Origin of the sequence: Nocardiopsis tropica (assembly GCF_042660575.1) — a bacterium.
GTDB lineage: Bacteria > Actinomycetota > Actinomycetes > Streptosporangiales > Streptosporangiaceae > Nocardiopsis > Nocardiopsis tropica.
On record NZ_JBHSUF010000032.1, the window covers coordinates 26,281 to 52,962 of the forward strand.

The following is a 26,682-nucleotide window of genomic DNA, read 5'->3' on the forward strand; positions in this document are numbered from 1 at the left end:
AGGACCCCCATGCCCGTGGACGCCGACGCCTCCGCCCCCTCCCCCGCCTTCGCCCTGACCTGCCTCCTCTGCGGATGGCAGTGCGAACCGCAGTTCACACTGCGCTGCGAACGATGTACGGGCGCGCTCGACCCCCGCCTGGACCTGGACGGCGCCGCCCCGCGCGAGAGCGGCCGACCGGAACTGGCCTACCAGGACTTCCTGCCGGTCGAGCCGCGGTTCCTCCCCGCGGCGGGGATCAGCGTGCGCACGCCCTGCCGCCCCGCCCCCGAGCTCGGCGCCCTGCTGGGCCTGCCCAACCTCTGGGTCAAGGACGAGTCCCGCCAGCCGACCGGAACCACCAAGGACCGGCTCGCCTCCGTGGTCCTGGCCGTGTTCCGGCAGTTCGGCATCGAGGAGTGGGTGGCCTCCAGCACCGGCAACAGCTCCACGTCCCTGGCCCGCGCCGTCGAGCACGACGGCTCGATGCGCGCGCACTTCTTCTGCGGCCGCGAGTTCGCGGGCGACCACCGCGCCGCCCCCGGCGAACGCACCCCCCTCACCGTCGTGGACGGCAGCTACGCGGAGGCCAGCCGCGCCGCGCAGCGCTTCGCCGAGGAGAACGGGCTCGTGTGGGAGGGCGGCTTCTTCAACTGGGCCCGCCGCGAGGGCCTGAAGCTGACCTACCTGGAGGCCTTCGACTCCATGGACGTCCAGCCCGACGTCGTCGTGCAGGCCGTCAGCAGCGGCATGGGGATGCTGGCGGCGCGCAAGGGCGCCGAGGAGTACGTGGCGACCGGACGGCTCACCGCGGTGCCCCGCATGCTGATGGTCCAGCAGGACACCTGCGCGCCCATGGCCAGGGCATGGCGGGAGGGGCGCGAAGAGCTCACCGAGGACGACGTGGTCAAGGACCCCGTCGGCCTCGCCCGCGCCATCCTGCTGGGCGACGCCCGGGCCACCTACCCGTACATGAGGGACATCGCCGCCGGCACCGGCGGCGGCATCGTCGAGGTCGGCCAGGAGGAGCTGGTCGAGGCGCGCACACTGCTCCACAAGCTGGAGGGGTTGGACGTGTGCCACTCCTCCGCCGCCACCGTCGCCGCCCTGCGCAACGAGGCGGCGGCCGGACGCCTCACCCCCGACCAGGTGGTCCTGGCCAACCTGACCGGCGGAGACGACCCCCGCACCGCACGCAGACCCGACTAGCGCGCCGCCCGCGGACCGCAGCGGGCGGACCCGGACCACCGACCCACAGAACCGCACCACGCCGAGGACCCCGTTGACACTCACACACCTCACCAAGCACCAGTCCGACCGCCTCGGCGGGTTCCGCGCCTTCGCCGACGAACACCTGGCCCCCCTCGCGGACGGTTTCGACGCCGAGCAGACCCTCTCCCCCGAGGTGGTCGCCCTGCTCGCGGAGCGGGGATACCTCGGGGCCACCGTCCCCGAGGCGCTCGGCGGCGCGGGCATGCCCATGGTCGAGTACGGACTGCTCTCGGAGCAGCTCGGCCGCGCCTGCCAGACCGTGCGCAACTTCGTGGCGTGCCAGGACATGGTCGCGCTGTCCCTGGCCAGGTGGGGCACCCCGGAACAGCGGGACCGGTGGCTGGGGCGCATCGTCTCGGGCGAGGTCACGGCCGCGTTCGCCCTGACCGAACCCGGTGTGGGCAGCGACGCCAAAGCGGTCGCGACCACCGCGACCCGGGACGGCGAGGAGATCGTCCTGCGGGGCGCCAAGAAGTGGATCAGCTTCGCGCAGACCGCCGACCTCTTCCTCGTGTTCGCCTCGCTCGAGGGACAGCACACCGCCTTCCTCGTGGAGCGCAACACCCCGGGCCTGTCCGTGGAGCCCGTCCGGGGGCTGATGGGCCTGCGCGGATCGCTGCTGGGCCGCATCACCCTGGACGACTGCCGCATCCCCTCCGCCCGACTGCTCGGCAGGGCCGGGATGGGACTCGCCTTCGTCGCCTCCAACGCCCTCGACCTGGGCAGGTACAGCACCGCCTGGGGCGCGGTGGGCCTGGCACAGGCCTGCCTGGAGGAGTCCGCCCGGTACGCGGGCCGGCGCGTGCAGTACGGGACCGAGATCGCCAACCACCAGCTGGTCCAGCAGATGCTCGCCGACATGGCCACGGACACCATGGCCGCACGGCTGCTGTGCCACCACGCCGGCGTCAGCGTGGAACAGGGCGACCCCGACGCCGTGCACCACACCCTCATGGCCAAGTACCGGAGCTCGACCGTGGCGGTGCGGGCGGCCGACCACGCGGTCCAGATCCACGGGGCGCAGGGCATCGGCGCCGAGGCGCCCGTGCAGAGGTACTACCGGGACGCCAAGGTGCTGGAGATCATCGAGGGCACCTCCCAGATCCAGCAGACCCTGCTGAGCGCCTACGCCATGAAGGCGGCCCGCTCATGAGCGCGCGGACCGGGCCGCTCACGCACGGCCAGCTCTCCGTCCTGCGCTCCCTCGCCGTGCACGGCCCCGGCGCACAGGCGGTCGCGAACCTGACCAGCGCCTGGGAGGTGCCGTTCGGGGTCGGAACCGCCCAGGTCATGGACGCCTGGCTGCGCCTGGTCGAGGCCCACGAGGGCCTGCGGAGCTCGTACACGGCCGAGGGAACCCCCGCCCAGCGCGTGCACCCCTTCGAGCCGTCGCAGGTCCCGGCGGTCGAACTGGCCGAGGACACCGCGGCCGCCGCGCTGGGACTGGCCGCCGGGTACGCGGCCGAACCGATCCCGGTCGACGCGGGCCGGCCCTGGCGCGCGGCCGTGGCCACCTTCGAGGGCGAACCGCTCTACCTGGTGACCGCCATCCACCACGTGGCTGCGGACAACGCCGCGCTGGCCGTCCTGGAGGAGGACTTCGGCCGCCTCCTCCAGGGGCGGGACCCCGAGCCCGGGCCCCAGCCCCTGGACCTGGCCCTGGAGCAGCGGGAGCGCCCTGAGGCCGGCGAGCGGAGCCTGCGCCACTGGGCGGGGGTCTGGAAGGACCTGGGGGACCGCGATCCGGCCGACACCAGCAGGCGCCGCCGGGCCTCGGTCTACAGCCTGGAGGGCCTGGCCGCCGCGCGGAAGCTCTCGGAGGACCTGCGGGTGTCGGTCCAGTCCGTGCTGCTCGGCGTCGGCGCCCTGGCGGTCTCCCGGTTCGAGGCGCGCGACAGGCCCACCTTCGCGCTGATGGCCGCCAACCGGGTCGACGAGCGCTGGGCAAGGGTGGTCGGCTCGCTCAACCAGTACGCCCCGGTGACCGTGGCCGTCGACGAGGACACCCACCCCCTGGACTTCCTCAAGGCCACCTACGTGCAGTGCCTGTCGGCCTACATGCACGGCTCCTACGACGTCGACGCGCTCGCGGCGCGGCTGCGCGACCAGGGAGAGCCCGACCCCGAGCCGACCGGCTTCTCCAGGCACTTCAACTTCCTGGGCGCGGTGGACGCGGAGCCCGCGCCGGGTTCCCCCCTGCTGACCGGGGCCCAGTGGCGCGGGTCCGGCCAGCGCACCGGCGCGAACCTGCACCTGGCGATCGCCGTGGGCGAGGGGGTGCTGATCGGCGTGGGGGCCAGCGAGCGCCTCATGCCCGGCGACGGCCCGGCCAGGACGGCCGCCGCCATCGAGGCCGGACTGATCGGCATCGCCGAGGGGTCCGCCCAGACCCTGCGGGAGGTGGGCCTGGACCCGGTGCGACAGGTGTGAGAAGCGCGGCCCGCCCGCACCGCGGGCGGGCCGTCAGCCGGTCCGGCCGCCGAGGATCGCGCGGACCGCCTCCGCGATGTTCGCAGCGCTGGCGAAAACCTCGGGCGTCAGGAACTCGTCCGGGAATTCGATATCGAACTCGCCTTCGATCGCCACCATGACGGAGATATTGGACAGGGAATCCATCCCGGCGGCCCAGAGGTCCGATTGCGGGGTCAGCAGTTCGGTGTTCCTGAAACCGGGAAGACCGGATATGACGACGCCGAGGACTTCCTCGTCGGTAATAGCACGAACATCGGATCCCATGAATCGACCGCCCAACCCTCTGTGCTCCCGGCATTTCGAGTGAACAGTACTGAGCGGCCCGCAGAACTGTCAACAGCCCTTCCTCGGGGAAACAGGGATGACGAAAGGACTTCGTGCCGGGCCGTCCTCGCGCCGTCGGCAGGGACCCGCACACGTGGGGGCCGCCGATGTCGGCGGCACGGTCGCCGGTTCCCCGTGCCCCTCCCCGTGAGGGGGCGCGGCGGCTCCCCGGCCGTGGACACGGCGGAGGACGGACCGCGGGAGCGACCGCTCCCCACCCGCACGCGCGCGAACCGCGGCCGTCGGATCCCGCCCCCGCTAGTGTCCGTGGACCGCCGAGAGGGCCAGGTCCACGAGCGAGTCCTGGACCGTGCGCAGGTACCGTTCCGCGAGTTCGGGCGGCAGAAAGGCCGTGTCGACGAGGCATGAGAGGCTGCGCGGATGCGAGGAGAGGAGGAACTGGATCTTCTCCTCGCTGTGTTCGAACAGCCATCGGAACCGGGCGTTCCCGGCGTCGGCGAGAAGCTCCGCGGCGGGGATGTCCTCCGCTTCCGCCGGCCCGCCGCCCGGTTTGCCGATGTAGTTGATCGTGGCGTTCGAACGCGCGGGGGGCACGGCCTCCTCCCTGATGCGGCGCATTTCCGGAGGCCAGTAGTAGGGGCACCGCAGCATCGAGACCGCACTGCGCTGCACCTCGCCCGCTATGTCGGGCAGCTCCCGGTCCAGACGGCGCAGCACGAGCGGGAGCTCCTGCGAGTAGTGCCCCACGGCGGTCTGCGTCCTGGCGTCGTAGCGGTTGAGGGTCCGCAGCGAGAAACCGAACTCCGTCACCCCGCAGAGCCGGTGCAGGGTGATCGCCGCGACGGCGATCAGGACCGACGAGGCGCTGACGCCCAGGTGCCGGGCCAGGAGGCGGGCGGCCTTGTCGGGCGCCTGCGAGAGGAGCTCGCCCATCCAGTAGCGGTTCGGCTGGGGCCGCACTCGCGCGGAATCGGGGAAGGGGCCCGCGGGGACGTCGGCCAGGCTCTCACGCAGGAATCTGTGCGCCCGCTCGAGCTTGCGCCGACCGGCGGGTGATTCCTCGTACGCGAGCTGGTCCAGTGGCTGCCACGGGTCGGCGGGAAGGACGTCGTCGGGGTGCTGTCCTTCGAGGAGCCTGCCGGTCTGCTCGACGAGGAGGCGAAGGCCCCAGATGTCGACGACGATGTGCGAGAGGACGAGGACGAGGACCCGGGGGGCTCCCTCCTGGGTGACCACCGAGAACCTGACCGGCAACTCGGTGTCCAGGCAGAACCGCTCGCCCGCGCTCGCCCGCGCGGTCTCCTCCGCCACCCGCTCGGCGTCCTCCTCCGTGTCGATCACCGCCACGGGGATCGTCCCCCGCGCGTGCGCCTGTTGGACGGGCTCCCCCTCCTCGTCCACGGTGTACAGGGTGCGCAGCGAGGCGTGGCGTTCCACCAGCGCGCGGACCGAACGAAGGACCACCTCGAGCTCCGTGCCACCGGGAACGTCCAACAGGAGCTCGGAGTTGAGGTGCTCGTCGTTCGGGGCGAGGTCAGCGATGATGTCCCAGATGAAACGCTGACCGCAGGTCAGCCTGCCGTACTGCGGATCTGCGCCGCCCCACGCCTCGAAGGGGATGTCGGCGCGGCGGTCGGCGACCATGGTGGACCCTCTTCCGTCGGAGCGGGTGTCTCGTCAACGAGCGCTGCGGGGACCGGCGTTCGGACTTCGTTCGAAACCCGCCGTTGCTCTGCCTTCGAAAAAGCAGGACACCGGATTCCCGAAAATAATGCTTGCGGAGAATTCTAGCAGTTCCATCCGAAATTTCCAGGCCTTTCTCCCGACAAGACGCACCGCCGCTTCCCGAACACTCCCGCAATGCGTGGGGCAGCATAGAGCAGCCGGGGAGGCGTCGACAGCGAGAGGGGCGCAATGGCCACGGACGAATACCGGGGCCGAATTCGCAGAGTTACGGTTTCGGGGTCGGCCCGGTCCCGGACGGACGCCCTTCGAACAGTTCGGGTCTGCGCCGAGCACGGACAGGGCGGCGAGCGGACAGACACCGCCCAGGACAGTTTCCTTTTCGGTGAGCGGTGACGTTCGCGCTGGTCGTGGAAGGCCGATCACGTCCGGCGGGCCGGCGCACGCCGCCTACGGCCCCCGCCGGATCGTTCCTGCCGGGTGTGATGGAGGCTCCGGCGTGTACCGGCTCCGGTGCTCGAGGCGGCGGTGGCCGGAGGATCCCCCGGAGCCCCTAGGGCAACACAGCACTCACAGCGTGTGATCACGCTAGGCGCAGGGCACCTCGCAGGGCCTTCGAGAGGAGCTCTTACGCGGGAAGAGACCGTGACCCGGCGTCCTGGACGGTGCGTGCCGGGAGTCGTCGGGGAACGCCACCCGGCACGACCGGGCGCCACCGCTCAGGCGCCGCGCTTGCCCCACTCGATGGCGGGGCAGGTGTCCATCACCATCGGCACCCCGGCCTCCCGCGTGCGCCGGAACGCCTCCTCGTCGAGGACGCCGAGCTGGAACCACACACCGCCGGCGCCGATCGCGACGGCCTGGTCGGCGAACTCGCCGGCCGCCTCCGAACGGCGGAAGACGTCGACGACGTCGACGGTGCCGACGGCAGCGGCCGCGTCGGCCAGCGTCGCGTAGGCCTTCTCCCCGAGGACCTCCTCACCCGCGGCGGCGGCCCCGGGGTGGACCGGGACGATCCGCTTGCCCCTGGCCTGCAGCAACTCCGCGATCCGGTAGGCGGTACGCCCCGGGTCGTTCGACAGGCCGACGACGGCCCATGTCCGGGTGTCGTCGAGGAGGTGGTCGATGGTCTTCGGGTCCAGCCACGGCTCGGTCATGTTCGTGGAGAACATCCCCAGTGTGCCACCGATTCCCGCGCCCCGGCTCGGGCCCCGGGAGAGCGGTGGACGCGGACGAGGGGCGGGGGCACCTATGCGGCTCCCGCCCTCCCGCCCCCACGTGGCCGGGGTACGTGCGTCAAGGCTTCAAAGCAATGGTCACCTGTTCGGTGACGCCGTTCACCGTGACGGCGAGGTCGACCGTCCCCTCCCCCAGCGCACTGAACCGGCCCGTCGCCGGGTCGAACGCGGCGACAGCATCGGCCCCGGCATCCCCGGCCGGACCGATGTGGACGCCGTCGGAACCGGACCAGTCCGCGCTCACCGGATAGGCGACCGGCACCGCGGTGCCGTCGTTGTCCACCGTCGCGGTGACCTCGACCTCCTCACCGACACCCACCGAGGCCGGCGCCTCCAGTACCAGCCCGTCCACGTGGGGGCGCAGCTCGGCCACCACCCAGTCCTCCGCGGGATCGCCGCCGGTGTCCACACCCCACAACGACCAGCCGGTGAAGCCGCCGTCCGCGGGACCGGCCGAGGGGTTCTTGCCGACGTTGCCGTTGATGACGTAGGGCACGCCGTCCACCCGGTCCGCGTGGAACACGCCGACGTGCGCGCCGATGAACGCCGCGCCCTTGCCGCTCCCGGACTGGAACTCGGCCAGCCAGCCCTCGACGGTGGCCGCCTCCTTGCGGTCCGACAGCTCGCTCGCCCGGGTCGGCAGCGGATCGCGCAGGGGCACGTGCTGGGCCACCACGACCGACGACACGGCGGGGTCGTCGGCCGCGCGGTCGAGCTCTTCGCGCAGCAGCGGCAACTGCGACCAGTCGCCGGCCCGGTAGGAGAACCGCGCCGTGTCCAGGAAGATGAACCTGGTGCCGTGGTGGTCGACCACGTGCCGGGTCTCCCCGAACGCCTCCCGGAAGTTGTCCAGCGTGCCCTCGGACACCTCGTGGTTGCCCGGCACGTAGTAGTAGGGCAACTCGCCCTCCAGCTCCTCGTCGAGGATGCGCCGGGCCAGCGCGAAGTCCTCCGGGGCGGCCTCGTCGACCAGGTCGCCGTTGATGACGAGGAACTCGGCGTCACTGGCCCGGATCTCGCGGAGCGCGCGCCGTGTCTGGGCGACGATCCCGCTGTCCGGGGCACGGGCGACGAACTGGGCGTCGGACAGGACGGCGAACCGCCAGTCCTGGCCGGCCACGGCCCGGCCGGGCGCCACCACCGGGTCGACGACCGGTTCGGCGGGCGGCAGGTCCACCGGCGGTGGCACCATCGCGGTCAGCTCGTCGACGACCACCTCGCCGTGATAGCCGGCGCCCGGATCGGTCTCGGCGAAGTAGAGGCGGCGCAGCGACAGTGGGTACTGCGTGCCCGGCGGCACCTCGAAGACCAGCTGCTGCCACCCCGGTTCGTCGAGGTATCCGGCACGCAGCGCGGGCAGCAGCTGGCCGGAGCCGTCCCAGACCTGGAGGCTGGCCCACTCCCCGTTGCCCTCGGCGTGCACCCAGGCACGCAGTTCCTGCGGCTGGCCGGGGATCTCCAGCTCCCTGCCGGGCGGCAGGACACCGCCGGTACGGGTCCCGGTCGAAGCGGTGAAGTCGTAGGTCAAACCCACCGCGGCGCCGTCCCGACCCTCGGCCACCGCGACGCCTCCGTCCGCGCGCTCGCCGAAGTAGGACCAGTCGGCCGCATCCTCGAAGTCGGCGACGACGGTCTCCTCCAGGCCGACGGTGACCGCGAAGCTCGTCTCCACGCCGGCGACCCGGACGGTGGCGACCGTGGCCCCGCTGTCGGTGGCGGCCCGGATCTCGAACCGCCCGTCCTCGGTCACCGAGACCCGCGCGACGCTTTCATCGATGTCCAGCTCGACATCGGCCGGCTCGACCGGCGCGGCGAACCCGCGGGAGTCGTAGCCGGTCACCCCGACCACCGCGGACGCCTCGGCGTCGGCGAGCCCCACCCGCCCGGACGTGGTCTCGAGCCGGGCCAGCTCGCCCAGCACCGTCAACTCGATGTCCCCCGTGGCACTCCGCTGGCGGGCCGTGACGGTGGCGGTGCCAGCCGAACGCGCGGTGAACACGCCGTCCCGGTCCACCGTGCCGACCCGGTTGTCACCGGACCGCCAGTGCGGATCGGCCTGAACCGGCGCGTAGGTCTCGTCGTGACCGGCTGCGGTGAGCGTCCGCCTCAGGCCGGGGAAGACCCGGTCGGGCCGGGTCGGTGCGACATAGGCGGGGCCGTCGCCGCGTCCGGGTTCGAGCAGGGTCTCGACCCAGAAGCCGTCGAGCCGGCCGCTGCCCTCGGGGGCGAACAGGGCGAGCCCGTTGGGGACGAGGCGCTCCTGGCCGTCCGAGGGCCGGTTCTCGACCCGCACCTGCTCCGCCCCGGGCTCCCGCGCCACCATGGTGGTCGAGCCGCCGCCGTCGAGGTTGAGCGCGGTGTGCGCACCGGCCTCCACCATCATCTCGCCCAGTTCGTCCAGGCCGACGCCCTCGGAGAACGACGGCTGCCGGCCGTCCACGCTGAGCAGGAACATCTGCGAGCCGTCCTCGGAGAAGCCGATGGCCGTGCGCGGGGCGCCCGGGGTGTTGTTGCCCTGGCCGGCCCGCTGGACCTCCCCGTCGACGACGAGCAGCTGACGGCCGTTCAGCGCGGCGTGGAGCTCCTGCTCCCCGCCGGCCCGCGCGTCGTAGTCGATGCCGACCGGGTCGCCCACGGCCAGGTCGGACAACGCTGCGGCGCCGCTCTCGCGACCGACCAGGACGAAGGAATCGTCGGCGATCCCGCCCTCGCGGGGCTCCTCCACGATCTCGGAGACGACACCGTCGGTGACGACGACCTCCAGCGTCTCCGTCGCCCCCTCGACCGCCCGGCACCGGCAGTACGTCCCCCACAACGGGGTGAACGCGGCGATCCCGCCGGTCGCCAGGGCCGGTTTGTTGATCGCGTCCAGCGACGGCGTCTCCCCGGTCGGCAGCTCGACGGTCCCCTCGAAGAACACCTCCCCGATCGAGCCGAGCCCGTCGGGCGTGAAGATCGCCGCCGACCCGCGGTAGTCGTTGGTGGCCGGGGACTGGATCACCTCACCGCCCTGCACGGCCACGCCCTGCGGCGCACCGGAGGCGTTGATGTCGAAGAAGTCGCCGTTCACCGCGGCGACCGCACCGGCCCGGTCCGCCTGGACGCTCAACGGCTCCCGCTCGGTCACCCGGCCGGGGAACAGGTAGTCGACGCTCACCCCGCCGGTGAGGTCGGCGGTCAACAGGTCGGCCTGCAACCAGGTGGGCGTCCCGGTGTAGCCGTCCGGCCCGTAGGCCTCGAACGAGTTCAGCGTGACACCGGGGGCGACCGGGCGCTCCGCGTTGAACGTCTCCAGCCGCGGCTCAGGATCCTCGACCGTGGCGGCCGAACCGCCCGGCGGGATCTCGACGGTCTCGCTGAACCCGGTGTGCTCGCGCGGGTCCTCACGCGCCGTGCTCGCCTGGGCGACCGGGGCGAGGGAGAGGGTGAGGATCAGGACGGAACCCGCGGCCACCGCGGTACCCGTGCGTGAGCGGATCGACCACCGGCGAATCATGGGAAGCCTCCGAAAGGCTCGGGGGATAGCGGAGAGCCCTGTGCGTTGACTTCCTACCATCAAGCCGATCGTTTGTGTAGGAAGTGAACGGACCCCGAATCCTGTTCAACCCCCTGGCCGGGGCCGTCCACGCGGAGGCCTGACCAGCGGACACACCCATCGGCCATCGGCGTCGAAACGGTCCCCGGGCAGGACCGCCCGTCTCCAGATTTCACCTGAAGACAGCGCGTTCGTCATGCGGAGTCCCACCGCACGCGTCAGACCCACGCGTCCCCGAAGTGCGGTGGTGCGAGCGAGGCTGTACCCATCCCCTGCTACGGCGGTCCGCACCTGAGCCGACAGGTCGTCAGGCGGAGACCGGGGTCAGCCGGAACACGGGGATGATCCGGTCCGTGCGTCGCTCGTACAGGGCGTAGTTGGGCCAGACCACGCACATGAGCGCCCAGGCCCGCTCACGTTCGTGCGACGTGAGTTCCTCTGCCTCGACCTCGACACTCCGCCCCGATTTCTCGACGAGGGAGGTGGGGGCCTCCCTGAGGTTGTGCACCCACTGAGGTGTCCTGGGCGCGCCGAAGGACGAGCCGGCGACGAGCAGATGCGCGCCGTCGCGAACACACAGCAGGGGCGTCCTTCGGGGCTCACCGCTGATCCGCCCGTTGACCGTGAGCATGATGTTCGGCAGGCCGGCGAGGTCGAGTATCCCGATGTACCCGCGGCTGAACCGTTGGAGGCACCGATCGAACCGGGTGATCTGGGGCAGCAGTCTCGGCATCCACGAGATGGCGCCGATCCGCACGGCGAGCGGGGTCAACAGTCCCATGACCGCATCGTACGGGCGGCGCGGCCACATCCACCATGGCCCACGCCGCCACGGCGGACCGGCCCCGGACCGCGGACACGAGTCCCTCTCCGAAGCCGGTCACCCCGGGGGCGGGCGCCCGAAGATGACGGTTGACGGAAGGCGGTCCCTGCACACGGCGGAGCCTCCATCGCGCCTTCCTCCAAGGCCGCGCGTATGCGTTCTCCCTGCCCATCGGTGAGTTCGCGGGGACGCCCCGTGGGCGGGTGGCGAAACCCCACCGGTCGGCCAGACGGGCGCGCTCAGCATGCGGAGCCATGTCGGGTTCTCCGCCGACTCGGCCTGCAACACGCCTGGAACACTCCCCCGTCGGCGACCAGTCGTTGTCCAAGGACAGTCCGAGACCCAGGCTGAGCTGCCCCATGGGCGGGATGACGGAGAGCAGGGCACCGTTCGTGGCTCCGGGTACCCGGGACTGCCCGGGGGTCACCGCGCCTCCCCGGTGAGGGGGGCCGGCGAGGTCGGCTTCCCGGTTTCGCGGGGGGAGGAACGGCGGTCCAGGGCGTTGGAGGCGAAGGTGATGCCGAACGCGGCGGCGGCCATGAGCGCGCCGACCACCAGGGGGGCGGTGTAGCCGTAACCGGCGTCGATCGTCGTTCCGGCCAGGTAGGAGCCGACGGCGATGCCCGCGTTGGCCGCGGAGGAGGCGACGGCGGCGGCGAGGGTGGTCGCTCCCTTGGCCTTGTCGATGACCCGCGTCATGAATCCGGGAACTGTGGCGAAGCCAGCGCCGCCCAGCAGCATGAGCAGGACGACAGCGGCCACGGCGAACTGCGCCGTGAGGGCGAAGAGCACCAGCACGACGAACAGCAGGGCCTGCGCGGTCAGCAGTGTGGCGACCTGGGCCCGGTCGGCGTACCGGCCGCCCAGGAGATTGCCGGTGACCAGTCCGACACCGAAGACCATGAGCAGGGGTGTGAGCATCCCGGGGCTGAACCCGGCCACCTCGGTCATGAGGGGGGCAACGTAGCTGAACGCGGCGAACAGCGCCCCGATGCTCAACCCGGCGATCGCCAGTGCCATCCACAGCTGTCCGCGGCCGAACACCGCGAGTTCGTCGCGCAGGCGCACGGATCCGTCGTTGGGCTGGACGGGGAGCAGGGCGACCAGGCCGATGAGGCTGACCACGCCGATCGCGGCGATGGCCCAGAACGTGGCGCGCCAGTCGAAGGCCTGTCCGATCCAGGTGCCCATGGGCGCGCCGAACACGTTGGCGACGGTCAGGCCCGTGAAGACGAGAGAGATGGCACGGGAGCGCTTGTCCTGGTCGACCATGTCCGCGGCGACGACGGATCCGATACCGAGGAACGCGCCGTGGCAGATCGCCGCCAGGATGCGGCCCGCCATGAGAATCCAGTAGGCGGAGGCCACCGCGGAGAGCGCGTTGCCGAGGATGAAGAGCACCATGAGGATCAAGAGCATCCTCTTGCGCGGCATGCGTGTGGCGGCAGCGGTGAACAGCGGACCGCCGAAGACGACACCGAGGGCATAGCCGGAGATAAGCAGGCCGGCTCTGGTGAGGCTGACCGACATGTCGTCGGCGACCTCGGGCAGAAGGCCCATGATCACGAACTCGGTCGTCCCGATACCGAAGCTGGCGACCATGAGGGCGAATACGGCGAGGGGCATAGCTGGCTCCTCAGTTGGTTGCGGCTTTGCGGATCCTTCCCGCGGGGGCAGGGCGGGTCGGCGGGGCGGGATCGCCCCCAAAAGTCCGCGCCGGTGCAACTATTGCATGGGCGCCTTCTTTCTCACAAGCATGCGCTCAGGCGCTAGGCGTCCACGAGGACTATGCTGATGCAAAGTCCACGACGACCGGGAGTCGTACATGAACTCCGCCTCCGCCCGCACCGAGCCCCGCATCCAGGAACCCACGGAACTGGAGACCAACTGGCGCAAGCTGCGGCTGTTCGAGGCGCGCGTGCGCGAGCGTTTGGAGACGGCCCTGGAGCCGCACGGGCTGACCTGCTCGGAGTACTCCGCGCTGGTCGCGTTGCGCTACTCCGATGACGGCGGCCACCTGCGCCAGCAGTTCCTGGCCGACTCCATCCCGATCAACCAGAGTTCGCTCAGCAGGCTGGTCGGCCGGCTCGAACGCTCCGGCCTGACCGAGCGCTACCACTGCGCCGACGACCGTCGCGGGGTCTACACCCAGATCACCGACAAGGGCAGGGCCACCGTCGAGGAGGCCAGGAAGAGCTACGTGGTCGCCCTGGAGAGCGCACTCGCCGAGGAGGACGAGGGCGCTCTGCGCGAGGCGATCAGCGCCTTGCTGCCAGGCTGATACGCAGTGAACCCATGTCGTCACCGGCGGCCTCGACCCGCAGCCCGGTTATGATGCCCAGCTCGGCGTGGTCGACCCAGGCCGCCCAGTCCGGTTGGGGAGCGTCGGTGCGTTCTGCATGGGCGCTCACCACGGTTTTGACACGAAAGCGGTGGCCATGTTCTCCCTGGCGCATGTGGAGATACAGCAGTAGGTGGTCGAGGGCCGATCGGAGAAAGAGTGGCGGAAAGCAATCCTCGCGGCGGCTGAGGCGTGGGCGGAGCACCGGGGCGTCCAGTAGGAGGGTGGGGTCTTTGGTCCTGGTGGTGTAACGCACCCCCGGGGTAGCCTGATGCCGCAAAACCACGAGAACCGCACCCCGCCATCGAGACTGGCGGGGTGCGGTTCTTCGCGTACGCAGGGTGTTACCGGCCGCGCACCGCTGCCAGCAGCGCGGTCCACTCCGGGGCCGGGGCCTCCAGGTGGCCGAGCGGCCGGTTCTGAGTGTCACGCACCAGCACCGCGGCCTGATCGCGGCGGGCCTCCACGCACTGGCCGCCGTTCGCGTTGCTGTAGGTGGACTTGTTCCAGTCCTCGGTCATCATGTGATGGTGCCTCGAATCTCTTCCATGCGGGACCGTGACGCGGGTACCGGCAGAGCGGCGCTTCCCAGGTCCGCGAATATCCGCTCGTAGCTTGCCACAACCTCTTGCTGCTTGAGTGACACCCCGGTCTCCTGGCTTTCGACGTAGACGAACGGGTGGCTGTCCGGTACTTCAATCAGCGTAAAGGACCCGCCCAGACCCGCATGTCCTTCGGTCGCGATCGGCACTACCTGAATCTTGATGCGAGGGCGGTAGGACAGGTCGATGAGACGGCTGATTTGATCCTTCATCACCTGGGAGTCACGGAAGCGGCGCAGGAGGACCACTTCGTCCAGGAGCAGCATCATCGCAGGCGGATGAGGCTGGTCCAGAACTCGTTGACGGTGCTGTCTGGCTTTGACGATGTGATCGAAGCTGCTCTGCGGGGCTTCCGGCTTCGCGATTTCGTTGATGGCCCTGACGTAGCCCTCGGTTTGGAGCAGCCCATGCACCAGACCCTGAGAGTAGTCACGGATTTTGACCGCTGTCTGCTCAGCCTCGGCCACCTCGCGGAAGTACGCGGTCATGCCGACGCCGGAGAACACCGCGTCCCACGCGTCCATGAGAACCCCCCGCGCGGTAAGAGCGTGATCCAGACGAACCACTGGTTCCCGACGTGTCCCTTTTTTCCCTAGCTCCAAATCGCTGACCGTGCTCTGCGAAACGGTGGCCAGCGCGGCAAGCTCCTGCTGCGAAAGGCCCGCCTGACCTCGAAGTTTCCTCAACAGCCTTCCGAAGCGAAGTCGCGCCGCTTCTTCGCTCTCCTCCATTTTCTTCAATGCATCACTCGCTTACCCAACGAAACCGCTGGCAATAGAACTTTTACCGTCTTGGGCGGTAAGCATAGACCGGGTGGCGGTCTCCTTGGCAAGGTTCCTGATGAAAGACCTTCCTGCCACCTCTGGCCGGGAGGCGAGCGCCATTCTGTCCGCGTTCGATCGAACAGGACAGTGGGCTCATTCGGGCATAAAAGAGCCTCGGAAGCCGCCGTTAACGACCACCGAGGCAAAAGCCCCACCTGTCCTGCAAAGACACGAGGTGAGACGAATGCAGCATAGCGGCACCACCGCACCACCCCAAGACCCCGACCCTGAGGCCGGCATCCCGTACCCGCACCGCATCCAGTTCCCCGAACCCCACCGGCACGGCATCATCCTCGGCCACGACCGCGACTACACCGCCCTCACGAACTGGGTGTGGGCCAAGGCCCCGCGCCGGGCCGCGAACCCGGTCTCCCAGGTGACCGAGGCCCTGGTGTCGAACGCGCACAAGCACACCCGGTCCGGGGACCCCGGCGGGACCGTGCGGGTAGTCCTGGACATCGACCCGTTCCTCATCACCATCGCGGTCACCGATGGCGGCCCCCGCCCGGACTCCGTCATCCCCTACCCGCGTCTCGGTGACCCGCGGCTGGCCCCGCTGCCCGGTCTGCATCTGGTGGACCAGCTCGCCGTGTACTGGGAATGGGGCTGGGCGCTCCCCGGGGCCAGCCGGGGGCCGTTGACGATCCGCGCGAAGGTGGAGAACTCGTGAGCGGGTGGACGCCGGAGCTGGACCGCGAGTACCGGCAGGTCGCCGCCTCACTCACCTCCCACCACTCGGGCTGGTGGGTGATGTGGTCCTACTCCCTGCGCATGTGGGTGGCGTTCTTCCTCGGTCCCGCCGAGGTGGCTCCACTGCGGTACGCGGACCCCGACCAGCTGTCCCGTCAGATGCGGTACGTGCTCCACATCCTGGCGGCCGGCCGCTCCCCCTGAGAAGACCCCGCCGGACCCCATACTCAGCGGCCGGTGCGGCGATGATGCGCCCTCCTCCCACGAAGGGTTTCGCTGCCGCACCACACCCGGACCGTGGCTGGTGGTTCGCCTGGCCCGGGTTCCAAGACCACTCCCCGCTGGTGCGACGTCACCAGCCCGCGGGGCCACCAGCAAGGGGGCTGGTGGCCCCGCCCCACCCTCCCGGGGCCGGGCGTACTTCCCCGGCCCGGCCCCGACCCGACTAGATGGAGACCCCGTGCCCGCCCTTTCGCCCCGGCCAAGCCTCGTCGACACCGCCGACGACCTTCTCACCCCCGGCGAGGTCGCCCGCCTGTTCCGTGTTGACCCCAAGACCGTCACCCGCTGGGAGAAGAACGGCCGCCTCGCCTCGGTCAAAACGTTGGGCGGCCACCGCCGCTACCCCCGAGCACAGATCACCCACGTCCTGCACGCCGGGACGGGCAGCAGCGAGGTCGTCCGAGCTCTGGAGGAAGTCCGCACCCTCGCCCTGGACGTCGGGGCGCTGGGCGACGCCGGGCACATCGCGGCCCTCATCGCCACCCTGCGCACCGGAACCGGAGAGTCCTCATGACTCCGTCACCCCCGGTGAGCTGGTGCATGGACGACACCGTCGTGAACGGCTGGCCCGCCCTGAGCTTCCGGCGCCCGTGGGACAACGAGTGGCACACCATCCGCACTCTGCGCCCCGACCAGGTCCGCGCAGAACTGCTCGCCTTGGAGGAGATCGAGCGTACCCACCCCGGCTGGTACGTGGGCTTCCTCCACCGCACCACCCCCGTGGAGCACCTGGACGGCCTATGGGCGCAGCACCCCACGGAGAGCCTGGTGGTGCACGCCGAGACCCCACCCGAGTTGAAGAAGCGCATCCGTGCCGCCCGCTCCCAGCACGGCTTGTAGGGAGAGAGCCGGTGACCACCCAGACCCGGCCGAGGCCGGCGCACGCCAGCGACGGGACCCCGATCATCCCCCGCTACACCGAGTACGCCGAACACCGCGCGGACGCGGTGATGCGCGAGCGGGAACGGGCTGCCGCTGATGCCGCCGCCGGGCTGGCACGCCTGGAGCAGATCGCTGCCCAGCAGCAGTTCGACGCCGCGAAGGCCCGTCTGGAATCCGCACGGAAACAGGTGGACGCCGCCGACACCGCGCACCTGGGCACAGCCATCCGCCAGTGGCACCGCCTAGCCACTACCCCCTGAGCCGGGTCCGTGCGTTGTGGGGGTGACGCACGGACCCCACACCACACCCCCGGCTAGCCCACTGCGAACGGAGCCACGTGACCGAGAGCTTTCCCGGATTCGACCCTGAGGACGCCCAGGAGCGCCGCGACGCTGCCAAGGAACAACAGGAGCGGGAGAAAGCGGAGCGGGACGAGCAGCTGGGCCCGCCCCAACAACCATGACTGGACCTTCCCTCTTCTGACCGGAGCCCCGATATCCGAACTCGTCCCCACCACCCCGAACACGCCCCCAGCGACGGCCAGCAACCTGGCCGAGGAACTACTCCTCCCGGAGCGCGGAAGGCACGCCGCCGAATGTGCGGAGTTCGCGTCCTGCGACCTGTCTCTGACAACCCTGTGGATACCCAACCGCCCCCTCACCGGCTGCGGGCGTACACCCTGGTTGACCCTAGACCGGACTAACCAGGCCGGTCGGCGCATCCTCGTGGGAAGCCCAGACCAGGTACGACACATAGAAGCCGACTAGCCACTGCCGGAGGTGGCCTCTGCGAGGCGGCCGTGGTGTACCTGCACGCCTACACCCGCTTCGGGCGCCGGGACGGAGCGGTCAGGATCGCCGATCCCGACCTCGCCACCAACCTGCGCGAGGAGCTGAGACAGCTGTGACGGAATGCCGCAGCCTTCGAAGCCTTCCGCAGGAAGGTGGCATAACCAGCTAAACGCTCCAGCTTCCGCGGAATCATCGCTTCACCAAAGCAGTACACAGCCGACCACACAACCTGTTTTTATTCCCAGGCAGGAATATCCGGCCAGAGATTGACCGATCCCGCACACTTCTCTACTGTAAATTCCGTTTCGACCCTTCAAGAAAGGGCCATGCCATGAAGTTCGAGAAGCTCTCCGGCGACTGCAACCGGGATGACTGCCCGGGAATCTACTCCACCGACAACGGGACCGTCGTCGTGCAGGGCACGCTCCTGACCGACACCACCGGCCTCACCCCCTCCCCTGGAGAGGCCGCCGTCGAGATCCCCACGCACCTGATCGAGGAGGCCGCCCGTGCGCTTGGAAGGTGACGCCTGGCGGGAGTTCTTCGACTCCTTCCAGCACGAGGCGTTCCGCCTGGAGACCCTGCCCAGCTACACCGTGCCCGAGGAGGAAGAGGAACTGCGCCGGTTCCTGGCCGGGAAGACCCGCCCGGCCGAGGAGCTGCACACCGACAGCTACCTGCTCCGCGTGCGCAACCACATCGAGTCCGGACGCCGGATCCGACGGGTCCACACCCTGACCAGTCCTCTCAGCGACCACCTGCGGTTCCAGTTCGAATGGGGGTACGCCTTCAGCGTGCAGGCCGGTGAGGAGGTCAACATCCTGGACTTCGCCACCACCCCCGACCCCGGCCTGCCCCGCCAGGACTTCTGGCTCTTCGACGACGCCCGCGTGGTGCTCATGCACTACGCTGCCGACGGAACCCAGAGAGGCCGGGAACTCCTGGAGGGGGTCGACCCCGTCCCCTACGTCGCCTACAAGAACCTGGCCCTGGGTCACGCCGTCCCCTTCACCGAGTACTACAAGGCCGACTGATTGACGCTTGAGCCCGACCGTGCCCAACAGCCGCGCAGCGAGCTGGCGGAGGCCCTTCGCAGCCTCCGCCGCGCCTCGGGGCTGACCGGTGCGCGACTCGCCGTCCGCAGCGGGATGAGCCAGGCCAAGGTCAGCAAGCTCGAGAACGGCCGCGTGTTGCCCTCCGCGTTGGACGTCGAGCGCATCCTGCGTGCGCTCGACGTTCCGCCCGGGGAGGAGGAGGCCGCGCGCCTGCTGGAGTTGGCCCGTGTGGCCAACACCGACTACCAGGGGTTTCGTACCGCGCTCCAGCGCGGTCTCGGGGAGACGCAGCGGGACTTGGCCGCGATCGAGGCCTCGGCGTCCACCATCCGCTTCTTCCTGCCCTGCATGATCACCGGGCTTCTGCAGACCCCGGACTACGCGCGTCAGACCCTGTCGCACACGCTGGTGAACCGCGGGGCGAGCTGGGAGACGGCGCTCGCTCGGCGCTTGGAGCGCCAGACGGTGCTCTACGACGAGGGCAAGCGCTTTGTGTTCCTCCTGACCGAGGCCGCCCTGCGTTGGCCGCTGTGCCGTCCGGAGGCGATGGCGGTGCAGATGGATCGGATCGCCTCGCTCAGCGAGCTGCCCAGTGTGGACATCCGCGTCGTGCCTGCCGATCCTCCTGTGCCCAGCGGTCCCCTTAACGGGTTTACCGTCTACGACGACCGTCTGGTGACCGTCGAGGTGTTCACGGGCAAGCTCGCCCTGCGCGATCCGAAGGATATCTCCTACAGCATGGAGATATTCGCCTTCTTCCACGAACACGCACTCGAAGGTGAAAACACCAGGTCATTCCTGCGCGGCCTTGCCCAGGAATACCGCAACCGGGCATAACCGGCACCTCGGGGAACGAATTTATTCCCTGGCGGGAAACTCCTTCACCTGTCTTGTGCGGGTCCCTAATCTGAGCTGTGCTCACAGGCCCCATGAGAAAGGAAAGACCTGTGCAGAACACGCAGGACAGCGCCAGTTCGGAATCTCCCTTCGCCCTCGACATCCGGCTGATCGAGAACAGCGACTCCCTGGCCCAGCTGATCAACCTCACCGACGACGGCTGCGGCTCCAGCTGCCCCAACTCCTGCACCACGAGCGCCGCGGACTGATCGGCACGGTCGGCACCGGCCTGGATCCGGTGCCGACCAGCACTTCTGGGAGGAGGGAATATGGGTTCTGGCGAGGAGCGGCACGTGGGTTGGCGTGTGGTCGACCGACCGCTGGTGCGAGCGAGCCTGCTCAGCGACCTACCGACGAGCGGCGTACCGGACCTGAGCGGTAGTGACCCGCATCCGTGGTTGGAGTGGCTGCGCCGCGTGTGGGAGCACCCGGGTCTGACCGAGGCGATCCGGAACGCCTCGCCTGACCTGGCCGCCGGTGTGGAGGCTCTGCTCGACCAGGATCCGGCCGCGGTGCGGGTACGCCGGGCCCGGAAGGCGACCGCTTCCGTTTTGCGCTACGTACTGCGGGCCGACAGCCGTGCCACTCCCTTCGGATTGTTCGCCGGCGTAACCGCCGCGACCTTCTCCGAACGCTCACGAGTGGTGTGGGGTGGCGCCCACCGGAGGGTGGTCTCTCCGGGCGGGGCATGGGTGGCCGAGGTCGTCAGCGCGTTGGAGGCCCTGCCTGTGGTGCGTGAGCACCTGCTGGTCGTCGTCAACAACGCCGCCGTTGAAGAGCGCGGGCACCTCGTCGTACCCCAGTACGTGCGCACCGACCCGGGTGCGTCCGGGGCGGACACGGAGCAGGTCGAGGTCCGTGTCAACAGCGCTGTACGCCTGGCCTTGGAAGCAGCGCTCCAGCCGGTGCCGTGGTCGACGCTTCGGGCCAAACTGACCGCCGAGTATCCCGATGAATCTGCCGTGAGCACTGACGCCATGCTCATCCGGCTGGTCCAGGTGCAGGCACTACTCACCTCTCTCGCTCCGGCGTCCACCGGAACCGATCCCCTCGACTGCCTCGTCTCTTTCCTCACCCAGATCAACGGCTGCGCTCTACCCGAAGTCCGACCGCTGGTGTCACTTCTTCAGGAGGCGCACACGGCGGTGGAGGAGTACAACCGGAGTGGCGGGTCCAGCACTCTGGGAGAGGTCGGCAAGGCGGTCGGGCGCGTGTCCCGGGTCCAGCCGCTGGGAGTGGACGTGCGGATGGACGCCGACCTGGCCCTGCCCGTGGAGGTGGCGCGCGCGGCGGAGCGGGCCGCGCACATGCTGACTGTCCTGTCCCCTTACCCGGACGGGCTGCCCGCGTGGCGCGCGTACCGGGAGCAGTTCGCCGACCGGTACGGCGACGCACTCGTGCCCGTCCGCGAGGTCGTGCACCCCCAGACCGGGCTGGGCTTCCCCGCCGGATACGCCATCACCGACGCCGAAGGCCGCGCCGAGCCCTTCACCAGTCGTGACCGTCGGCTGCTGGAACAGGCCCAGACCGCCGCTCTGGACCGGCGACGGGAGATCAGCGCAGACGCACTCCTGGACGAACTAGCCGCCCGGCAGTCCGCGCTACCTCCTGGGCACACGGAACTGAACCTGCGCGTGGAGTCGCCCTCACGAGCCGCACTGGACAGCGGCCGGTTCCGCATCGCGGTGCTGGGCGCCTCCCGCAGCGCGGCCACCATGGCGGGCCGCTTTGCCGCCCTTGCCGGTGTCCGGGGCGGCCTGCGCGAAGCCGTCTCGCGCACCACCTCCGCCGGGGCGGTGCCGGTACAGCTGTCGTTCCCGCCGCTGCGAGCCCGCAGCGCCCATCTGGTCCGCTCGGGGAGGCTTCTCGATCACGTCGTCAGCGTGGGCGAATACCCCTGTCCAGGGCCTGGACAGCTGGGTGTGGGCGATCTCGCGGTCGGGTGCGATGACGGCGGCCTCTTCCTGTGGTCCCGCACTTTGGCGAGCAGGGTTGAGCCTGTCGTGCCTCACGCGCTGAACCTGCGCTACGCCCCGTTGCTGGCCCGGTTCCTGGCCGAACTTCCCCGTGCCGGACGCGCGGTGGTTATCGGGTTCGACTGGGGCGCGGCCTCCTCGCTGCCGTTCCTGCCCCGTGTGCGCTCGGGCAACGTGGTCCTGGCCAACGCCCGCTGGCGTGTCAGAGCTGCTGACCTTCCCCCGCGTACCGCGCCGTGGCCGTGGTGGCGGCGGGAGTGGGCGCTTTGGGCGAAGCGCCGCAACCTGCCCGGCGTGGTGGACCTGGGCAAGGGCGACCAGCGGCTGCGCCTGGACCTTGCCGAACCGGCGCACCTGTTCCTGCTGCGCGCCCAGGTGGACAAGGAAGGCGGCACGGTCCTCACCGAGGCTCCCGACCCGCGCTCCTCCGGATGGTGCGAGGGGCGGCCGACCGAGGTTCTCGTTCAGCTCTGCCGGAAGGAGGCCGCGTGACCACCACGACCACCGAAGCGACGGAGATAGCGGGACTGGTGGCCGGCCGCCTGGCCACACCCGAGCAGGGCCGTGCTCTGGCCGGAGACCGGTGGTGGCCCCAGTCGCTGGCACACGGCGCGGCCGGGGTGGCGCTGTTGCACATCGAACGGGCGCGCACCGGTCACGGGCCGTGGGAACGCGTCCAGCGGTGGCTGGAGTGCGCGATCGCCGAGGGCGCGGACTCCTCTCCCAGCGCGCACCTGTACTACGGCGCGCCCGCGGTGGCGTTCGTCCTGCACCGGGCCGCGACAGTCCGTCCTGGGTGTGAGCGTGAGCTTGCCCGGCTGGACAGGGCCGTGGAACGGATCGTGCTCTCCCGCCTGGAACAGGCGCACGCGCGGATGGACGCCGGTGATCTTCCGCTGCTCGCGGAGTTCGACACCATCCGAGGGCTGACCGGACTGGGCGCCCTGCTCCTGGCCCGCGACCCGCAGGGCCCGCTCTTCCGCGATGTGCTGGCCTATCTGGTGCGGCTGACCGCGCCAGTCACCGTCCACGGCCGTACGCTTCCCGGCTGGTGGAGCCCGGTCGGCCCCGGTGGAAAGAAGAACGCCGCCTTCCCGGGTGGGCACGCGAACACCGGCATGGCCCACGGCATCGCCGGCCCCCTGACCCTCCTCGCAGCCGCCCTGCGGCGCGGGATCGAGGCGAACGGACACGTGGAAGCCATCCATCACATCCTGGTCTGGCTCGACACCTGGGAACAGACGTCTCCGTCCGGGGCGTGGTGGCCGTACTGGGTCACCCGTGCCCAGCTCGACGGGACCCGAGGCCTGATTGGCCCGCAGCGGCCGTCGTGGTGCTACGGCGCTGCGGGCGTGGCCCGCGCGCAGCTGCTCGCCGCTGATGCACTCGGGGACCAGCGCCGTTACGCCACTGCGCAGAGCGCCCTTGCCCGCGTCTTCACCGAGGCGCCCATGGCGCTGAACTCTTCGCTGTGCCACGGCCGCGCCGGTCTGGCGGTACTCGCCCACTCCACCGCGCTGGGCAACGCTCCCGGGCTGTGCGCCGCGCTCTCGGACGGCGATGCCGCAGCGGTGACAGACGACCTGGTCACCGGAACCGGGACCGGCCTGCTGGAGGGGGCAGCCGGTATCGCCACCGCGCTGCACACACTGCACGCCCCCTCCCCCGACATGGGATGGGCTGCTTTCCTTCTCCTCGACTACAAGGAGCACCACGGTGATGGGTGACGAACAGCCGCAGATCCTCATCCAGTGGGCCGACTGGGCCTCCACCGAGCGCTGGGCTGTTCACAGCCTGGGCCCGGCGCTCGAGCGAGCCCACAGAGAGGGGCTTGTACCGTCGTGGTGGTTCATCCGTAAGAAGCCCCACTGGCGGCTGCGCTACACCGGAGGCCGTCCGGCCCGGCAGTTCCTCGACACCGAACTACAGCAGCTCCACCGCGAGGGAGCTGTAGAGCGGTGGGTGCACGGTGTCTACGAACCCGAAACCGGGGTTTTCGGCGGAGCGGCGGGGATGGCGTTGGCCCACGCCGTGTTCTGCGAGGACAGCCGCCATTTCCTCGCCTACCTGACGCGCCGAGATACGGCCCCCGATGCTGAGCTCGGCCGTCGCGAACTCGCCCTCCTGCTCGGCAGTGCTTTCCTGCGCGGAGCACGGCTGGACTGGTTCGAGCAGGCCGACGTCTGGGCCAAGATCGCCGCGCTACGCGCCCTCCCACAGCCCTTCCGTATGGAAGAGCAGCTGCTCTCCTCAGCGCGCGCCCTCATGACCCTCAATCCGCGCCCCACTGCCGCGTCGGGGCCGCTGCGCCACACCAGCAGCTGGGCGCAGGTTTTCACTACGGCCGGAGCTGCCCTCGCCGATTTCGCCGCCCAGGGCAGGTTGAACCGGGGCCTGCGCGCGGTGTGTGCCCATCACCTGATCTTCGCCTTCAACCGGTGGGGTCTGCCCTACCGGGACCAGCACATCCTGTCCCACACCGCTAGAGAGGCCGCCATGACCGACACCACCCACGACACCGCACCAGAAACCGCTGACGCCTTGCGCGAGGCCCTCATCCAGCAGCTACGGGAGAACGGTGTCCTCACCACCCCAACGGTAGAGGAAGCGTTCCGCGCAGTACCGCGCCACGCCTTCGTCCCCAACGCCACCCTGGAGGAGGCCTATACCAACGCCCCCGTACACATCAAGCACGACGACAACGGCGCCTCCATCAGCTGCGGATCCCAGCCCGGAGTCGTCGCGACCATGCTGGAACAGGCCGCACTAGAACCGGGCATGCGCGTACTGGAGCTGGGCGCCGGCACCGGATACAACGCAGCCCTCGTCAGCCACCTGGTCGGACTGGCCGGGTCGGTCACCACCATCGATGTCGACCAGGACCTGGTCGAGGGCGCGCGTGCCCGGTTGAAGGAGAACGGCGCCGCCAACGTCACCGTGGTCTTGGGCGACGGCGCGCTCGGCCACCCCGAACAGGCGCCCTTCGATCGGATCATCGCCACGGTGGGCTGCCACGACGTGCCCCGTGCCTGGGTGGACCAGCTCGCCCCCGGCGGCAGGCTCATCGCCCCGGTGCGCATCGCCGGAGACGTCTCCCGCTCCATCGTCTTCGAAGCCCGCGGCGACCACTGGGTATCCGTGGACAGCCAGCTGTGCACGTTCATGCCCCTGCGCGGCGGAGGCGTCGGTGACGACCCCCGCCGCATACTGGCCCTGGACTCCGACGGGACGGTTCTGCTCCAGAGCAACCAGGACCAGTGCATCACACCCGAGCAGGTGGATCACGTGCTCGACGAGCCCTCCACCACCACCTGGACGGGGGTGAACTTCGGCAAGGGACAGCCTTTGGACCCGATGTGGTTGTGGCTGGCCACCCGCCTGGACAACCGCGTCTCGCGCATGCCGGTCCAACCTCAAGCCGTGGCCAGCGGCCTGGTCTCCCCCGGGCTGCCCTGGGGGGATATGGCCAGCGTCCCCGCGGGCGAGCGGGGGGTGGCGTATCTGACGATGCGCCCGGTGCAAGGCCAGCAAGGCCGCCACGAGGTCGGCGTCATCGGGCACGCCCCTGCCGGGCAGAAGCTGGCCGAGCAGATGGCCGAACACATCCGGGCCTGGGAATCCCACCGCACCGAGGAACTCTCCTTCGCCCTGCACTACAACGCCGTCCCCGAACCCTCCACCGCCACTCGGCGATTGCTGGCACGGGCCCACTCCACCCTGATGGTCTCCTGGGGCGAGCCCGCATGAGATTCGCGCACTGGTTCCCGCTCATCCCCCGGCCGCGCCCGCCCGCGGGCAGCCTGAACACGCGCGTAGAACGCCTCACCACAGCGGGACGGACCGCGCGGTTCAGCTCAGGGGAGGAGGCTCTGGCCGCCGCCGCGCAGGTCTACAACGGCGCGGCCCTGCTCGCCTCCGACGTCGGCCTGCCCGAACTGGCCCGCGACTGGTGCTGGGAGCACACACACGCGTACCTGACGCACCTGCCATTGAACGCCATCATGGCTCAACGCGCCCTGGAACCGGTGATCAACCTGGCCCGGCTCCGCATCCGAGCGGGCGACGGCACAGAGGCCTTCGCGATGCTCACCGCTCTGCGCGAGGGGGTGCGCGCTGCCACGGCCACCGTGATCGACGGCCATGAGATCCCGCTGGACCGAATCGTCGCGTCCAGCGGGGACAGGGCAGAGCTGCACCGCTGGCTGTGGACAGTCTGGCTGGGAGACGGAATGCGGGCTCTGGCAGCAGAGGGAAGGTGGCAGGAGGCCGCCGAGCACGCCCAGCAACACGGCGGGATCGGCAACCGTCTCTTCGACGGCCGCCAGGTCGCCGTCATCGCGGCACTGACCAAAGGTAATCCGAGAGCTGCGCTGGCCATGGCCGAGGATAGCGAGGTTCGGGAACCGTGGGAGAGAGCCGTCCAGGCGGTCCTGGCTCTGTGGTGTCGCAGGGAATCCGTCGAGGTCACGACCGCCGACGTCGAGACGGTTCTGGGCCGTGTCCGTGACGTCGACAACGGCCGGGTCGTGTTCACGACACGACTCGGGATCATCACGACGGAGCTCCTCGGAGATCTCCAAGGGGATGTCTCCGAACTCGCTTCGCAGCTGGTCGTCGCCATCGTCCGCGCACAGGACGGGTACGCGGCCAGAGACCTGCTCACCGCATGGGGAGGGAAGCTTTCATCCGATCAGATGGGTAGCTTGAACCCTGTACTCGAATCTTCCGGCCTTGACAGGCAAACCTTCCCTGAGCAGCTGTCCCACGAGCTCCACACTGCGATCAACAAAGCGAGCCGAAGACTCGGTGATCACTCGGTTCTTACATGACATACGGTCCCCGTAGCCGAAGGGCTGCGGGGACCTGCGTGTACCCGGAGCCAATACTCCTCACGAAAGGGGTAGCTATCACCCACCTGCAAGGCCGTAAAACCTTCCTTTGTGGCTCAGCTCAGTGTGGACCATGACGGCTTGTCAGTCAGGTCTGAGCACTACTCTGGTTCAGGATCTGGTGCGGGTACAGCGTGGGTACAGCGCACCGTCAGCGGTACGGAAA

Annotated in this window: 26 protein-coding genes and 1 pseudogene; 18 read left to right on the forward strand and 9 right to left on the reverse strand. The window is 69.9% G+C overall.

The window, feature by feature from the left end; all coding sequences use genetic code 11:
* Positions 1–9 precede the first annotated feature (9 nt).
* The 3 genes from ACFQBR_RS32175 to ACFQBR_RS32185 all read left to right on the forward strand — a co-directional run bounded on the left by ACFQBR_RS32175 (position 10) and on the right by ACFQBR_RS32185 (position 3,681).
* Positions 10–1,188, forward strand: a complete 1,179-nt coding sequence (locus ACFQBR_RS32175; RefSeq protein ID WP_344182130.1) for a threonine synthase — start codon at positions 10–12, stop codon at positions 1,186–1,188.
* Positions 1,189–1,261: 73 nt separating this feature from the next.
* Positions 1,262–2,404, forward strand: a complete 1,143-nt coding sequence (locus ACFQBR_RS32180) for an acyl-CoA dehydrogenase family protein (RefSeq protein WP_267944986.1) — start codon at positions 1,262–1,264, stop codon at positions 2,402–2,404.
* Positions 2,401–3,681: a condensation domain-containing protein gene (locus ACFQBR_RS32185; RefSeq protein ID WP_344182128.1), complete on the forward strand. Its 1,281-nt coding sequence runs from the start codon at positions 2,401–2,403 to the stop codon at positions 3,679–3,681. Before ACFQBR_RS32180 ends, ACFQBR_RS32185 begins: the two co-directional genes overlap by 4 nt.
* Positions 3,682–3,714: 33 nt before the next feature.
* Here ACFQBR_RS32185 and ACFQBR_RS32190 read toward each other — a convergent pair whose 3' ends face one another.
* From ACFQBR_RS32190 to ACFQBR_RS32215, 6 genes are all read right to left on the reverse strand, one after another.
* Positions 3,715–3,987: a phosphopantetheine-binding protein gene (locus ACFQBR_RS32190; RefSeq protein WP_344182126.1), complete on the reverse strand. Its 273-nt coding sequence runs from the start codon at positions 3,985–3,987 to the stop codon at positions 3,715–3,717.
* A 318-nt stretch (positions 3,988–4,305) separates the two neighbouring features.
* Positions 4,306–5,652, reverse strand: coding sequence for a condensation domain-containing protein (locus ACFQBR_RS32195; RefSeq protein ID WP_344182124.1), 1,347 nt, complete (start codon positions 5,650–5,652; stop codon positions 4,306–4,308).
* Between the two features lie 758 nt (positions 5,653–6,410).
* Positions 6,411–6,863, reverse strand: a complete 453-nt coding sequence (locus ACFQBR_RS32200; protein ID WP_344182122.1) for a CoA-binding protein — start codon at positions 6,861–6,863, stop codon at positions 6,411–6,413.
* 124 nt (positions 6,864–6,987) lie between these two features.
* Positions 6,988–10,425, reverse strand: a complete 3,438-nt coding sequence (locus tag ACFQBR_RS32205) for a phosphodiester glycosidase family protein (RefSeq protein WP_344182120.1) — start codon at positions 10,423–10,425, stop codon at positions 6,988–6,990.
* A 346-nt stretch (positions 10,426–10,771) separates the two neighbouring features.
* Entirely contained in the window at positions 10,772–11,245 is a 474-nt protein-coding gene (locus tag ACFQBR_RS32210) for a nitroreductase family deazaflavin-dependent oxidoreductase (RefSeq protein ID WP_344182118.1), read from the reverse strand.
* Between the two features lie 465 nt (positions 11,246–11,710).
* Positions 11,711–12,913: an MFS transporter gene (locus tag ACFQBR_RS32215; protein WP_344182116.1), complete on the reverse strand. Its 1,203-nt coding sequence runs from the start codon at positions 12,911–12,913 to the stop codon at positions 11,711–11,713.
* Between the two features lie 199 nt (positions 12,914–13,112).
* On the opposite strand from ACFQBR_RS32215, the gene ACFQBR_RS32220 reads away from it, so the two are divergent.
* Positions 13,113–13,568, forward strand: a complete 456-nt coding sequence (locus tag ACFQBR_RS32220) for a MarR family winged helix-turn-helix transcriptional regulator (protein ID WP_344182114.1) — start codon at positions 13,113–13,115, stop codon at positions 13,566–13,568.
* On the opposite strand, the gene ACFQBR_RS32225 is transcribed toward ACFQBR_RS32220, so the two are convergent.
* From ACFQBR_RS32225 to ACFQBR_RS32235, 3 genes are all read right to left on the reverse strand, one after another.
* Positions 13,546–13,884, reverse strand: coding sequence for a hypothetical protein (locus tag ACFQBR_RS32225; protein ID WP_344182112.1), 339 nt, complete (start codon positions 13,882–13,884; stop codon positions 13,546–13,548). The two genes, ACFQBR_RS32220 and ACFQBR_RS32225, sit on opposite strands and share 23 nt — an antisense overlap.
* Before the next feature lie 88 nt (positions 13,885–13,972).
* Positions 13,973–14,152 carry a DUF397 domain-containing protein gene (locus ACFQBR_RS32230; RefSeq protein WP_344182110.1) on the reverse strand — a complete coding sequence of 60 codons (180 nt, stop codon included), beginning with the start codon at positions 14,150–14,152 and terminating at the stop codon, positions 13,973–13,975.
* Entirely contained in the window at positions 14,149–14,961 is an 813-nt protein-coding gene (locus tag ACFQBR_RS32235; RefSeq protein ID WP_344182108.1) for a helix-turn-helix domain-containing protein, read from the reverse strand. Before ACFQBR_RS32235 ends, ACFQBR_RS32230 begins: the two co-directional genes overlap by 4 nt.
* Before the next feature lie 277 nt (positions 14,962–15,238).
* Between ACFQBR_RS32235 and ACFQBR_RS32240 the strand changes: the two genes are divergently transcribed.
* The 14 genes and pseudogenes from ACFQBR_RS32240 (at position 15,239) to ACFQBR_RS32305 (ending at position 26,456) form a co-directional block, all read left to right on the forward strand.
* Positions 15,239–15,724 carry an ATP-binding protein gene (locus tag ACFQBR_RS32240; RefSeq protein WP_344182106.1) on the forward strand — a complete coding sequence of 162 codons (486 nt, stop codon included), beginning with the start codon at positions 15,239–15,241 and terminating at the stop codon, positions 15,722–15,724.
* Positions 15,721–15,948 carry a hypothetical protein gene (locus ACFQBR_RS32245; RefSeq protein WP_344182104.1) on the forward strand — a complete coding sequence of 76 codons (228 nt, stop codon included), beginning with the start codon at positions 15,721–15,723 and terminating at the stop codon, positions 15,946–15,948. Before ACFQBR_RS32240 ends, ACFQBR_RS32245 begins: the two co-directional genes overlap by 4 nt.
* A 256-nt stretch (positions 15,949–16,204) precedes the next feature.
* Positions 16,205–16,396, forward strand: a pseudogene (locus ACFQBR_RS32250) (BldC family transcriptional regulator); the annotation flags it as partial.
* 140 nt (positions 16,397–16,536) lie between these two features.
* Positions 16,537–16,866, forward strand: coding sequence for a hypothetical protein (locus ACFQBR_RS32255; RefSeq protein WP_344182102.1), 330 nt, complete (start codon positions 16,537–16,539; stop codon positions 16,864–16,866).
* Positions 16,867–16,877: 11 nt separating this feature from the next.
* On the forward strand, positions 16,878–17,168 hold the full coding sequence (locus ACFQBR_RS32260; RefSeq protein ID WP_344182100.1) for a hypothetical protein: 291 nt from the start codon (positions 16,878–16,880) through the stop codon (positions 17,166–17,168).
* Between the two features lie 77 nt (positions 17,169–17,245).
* The gene (locus ACFQBR_RS32265) at positions 17,246–17,371 is read left to right on the forward strand and encodes a hypothetical protein (protein WP_344182098.1); all 126 of its coding nucleotides are present in this window, start codon (positions 17,246–17,248) and stop codon (positions 17,369–17,371) included.
* Positions 17,372–18,030: 659 nt separating this feature from the next.
* A complete protein-coding gene (locus ACFQBR_RS32270; protein ID WP_344182096.1) occupies positions 18,031–18,225 on the forward strand; it encodes a hypothetical protein in 195 nt (64 codons plus the stop codon).
* Positions 18,209–18,733 (forward strand): DUF6879 family protein, encoded by a 525-nt coding sequence (locus ACFQBR_RS32275; RefSeq protein WP_344182094.1) that lies wholly within the window; start codon positions 18,209–18,211, stop codon positions 18,731–18,733. Before ACFQBR_RS32270 ends, ACFQBR_RS32275 begins: the two co-directional genes overlap by 17 nt.
* The gene (locus tag ACFQBR_RS32280; protein ID WP_344182092.1) at positions 18,734–19,591 is read left to right on the forward strand and encodes a helix-turn-helix domain-containing protein; all 858 of its coding nucleotides are present in this window, start codon (positions 18,734–18,736) and stop codon (positions 19,589–19,591) included. It abuts the gene before it with no gap.
* 110 nt (positions 19,592–19,701) lie between these two features.
* Positions 19,702–19,860, forward strand: coding sequence for an FxLD family lanthipeptide (locus ACFQBR_RS32285; protein WP_344182090.1), 159 nt, complete (start codon positions 19,702–19,704; stop codon positions 19,858–19,860).
* 60 nt (positions 19,861–19,920) lie between these two features.
* The gene (locus tag ACFQBR_RS32290) at positions 19,921–22,119 is read left to right on the forward strand and encodes a lantibiotic dehydratase family protein (RefSeq protein ID WP_344182088.1); all 2,199 of its coding nucleotides are present in this window, start codon (positions 19,921–19,923) and stop codon (positions 22,117–22,119) included.
* On the forward strand, positions 22,116–23,354 hold the full coding sequence (locus tag ACFQBR_RS32295; protein ID WP_344182086.1) for a lanthionine synthetase C family protein: 1,239 nt from the start codon (positions 22,116–22,118) through the stop codon (positions 23,352–23,354). The genes ACFQBR_RS32290 and ACFQBR_RS32295 overlap by 4 nt, the downstream gene beginning before the upstream one ends.
* Positions 23,347–25,374, forward strand: a complete 2,028-nt coding sequence (fxlM, locus tag ACFQBR_RS32300) for a methyltransferase, FxLD system (protein ID WP_344182084.1) — start codon at positions 23,347–23,349, stop codon at positions 25,372–25,374. The genes ACFQBR_RS32295 and fxlM overlap by 8 nt, the downstream gene beginning before the upstream one ends.
* Entirely contained in the window at positions 25,371–26,456 is a 1,086-nt protein-coding gene (locus tag ACFQBR_RS32305; RefSeq protein ID WP_344182082.1) for a hypothetical protein, read from the forward strand. The genes fxlM and ACFQBR_RS32305 overlap by 4 nt, the downstream gene beginning before the upstream one ends.
* The last annotated feature ends 226 nt before the right edge of the window (positions 26,457–26,682 follow it).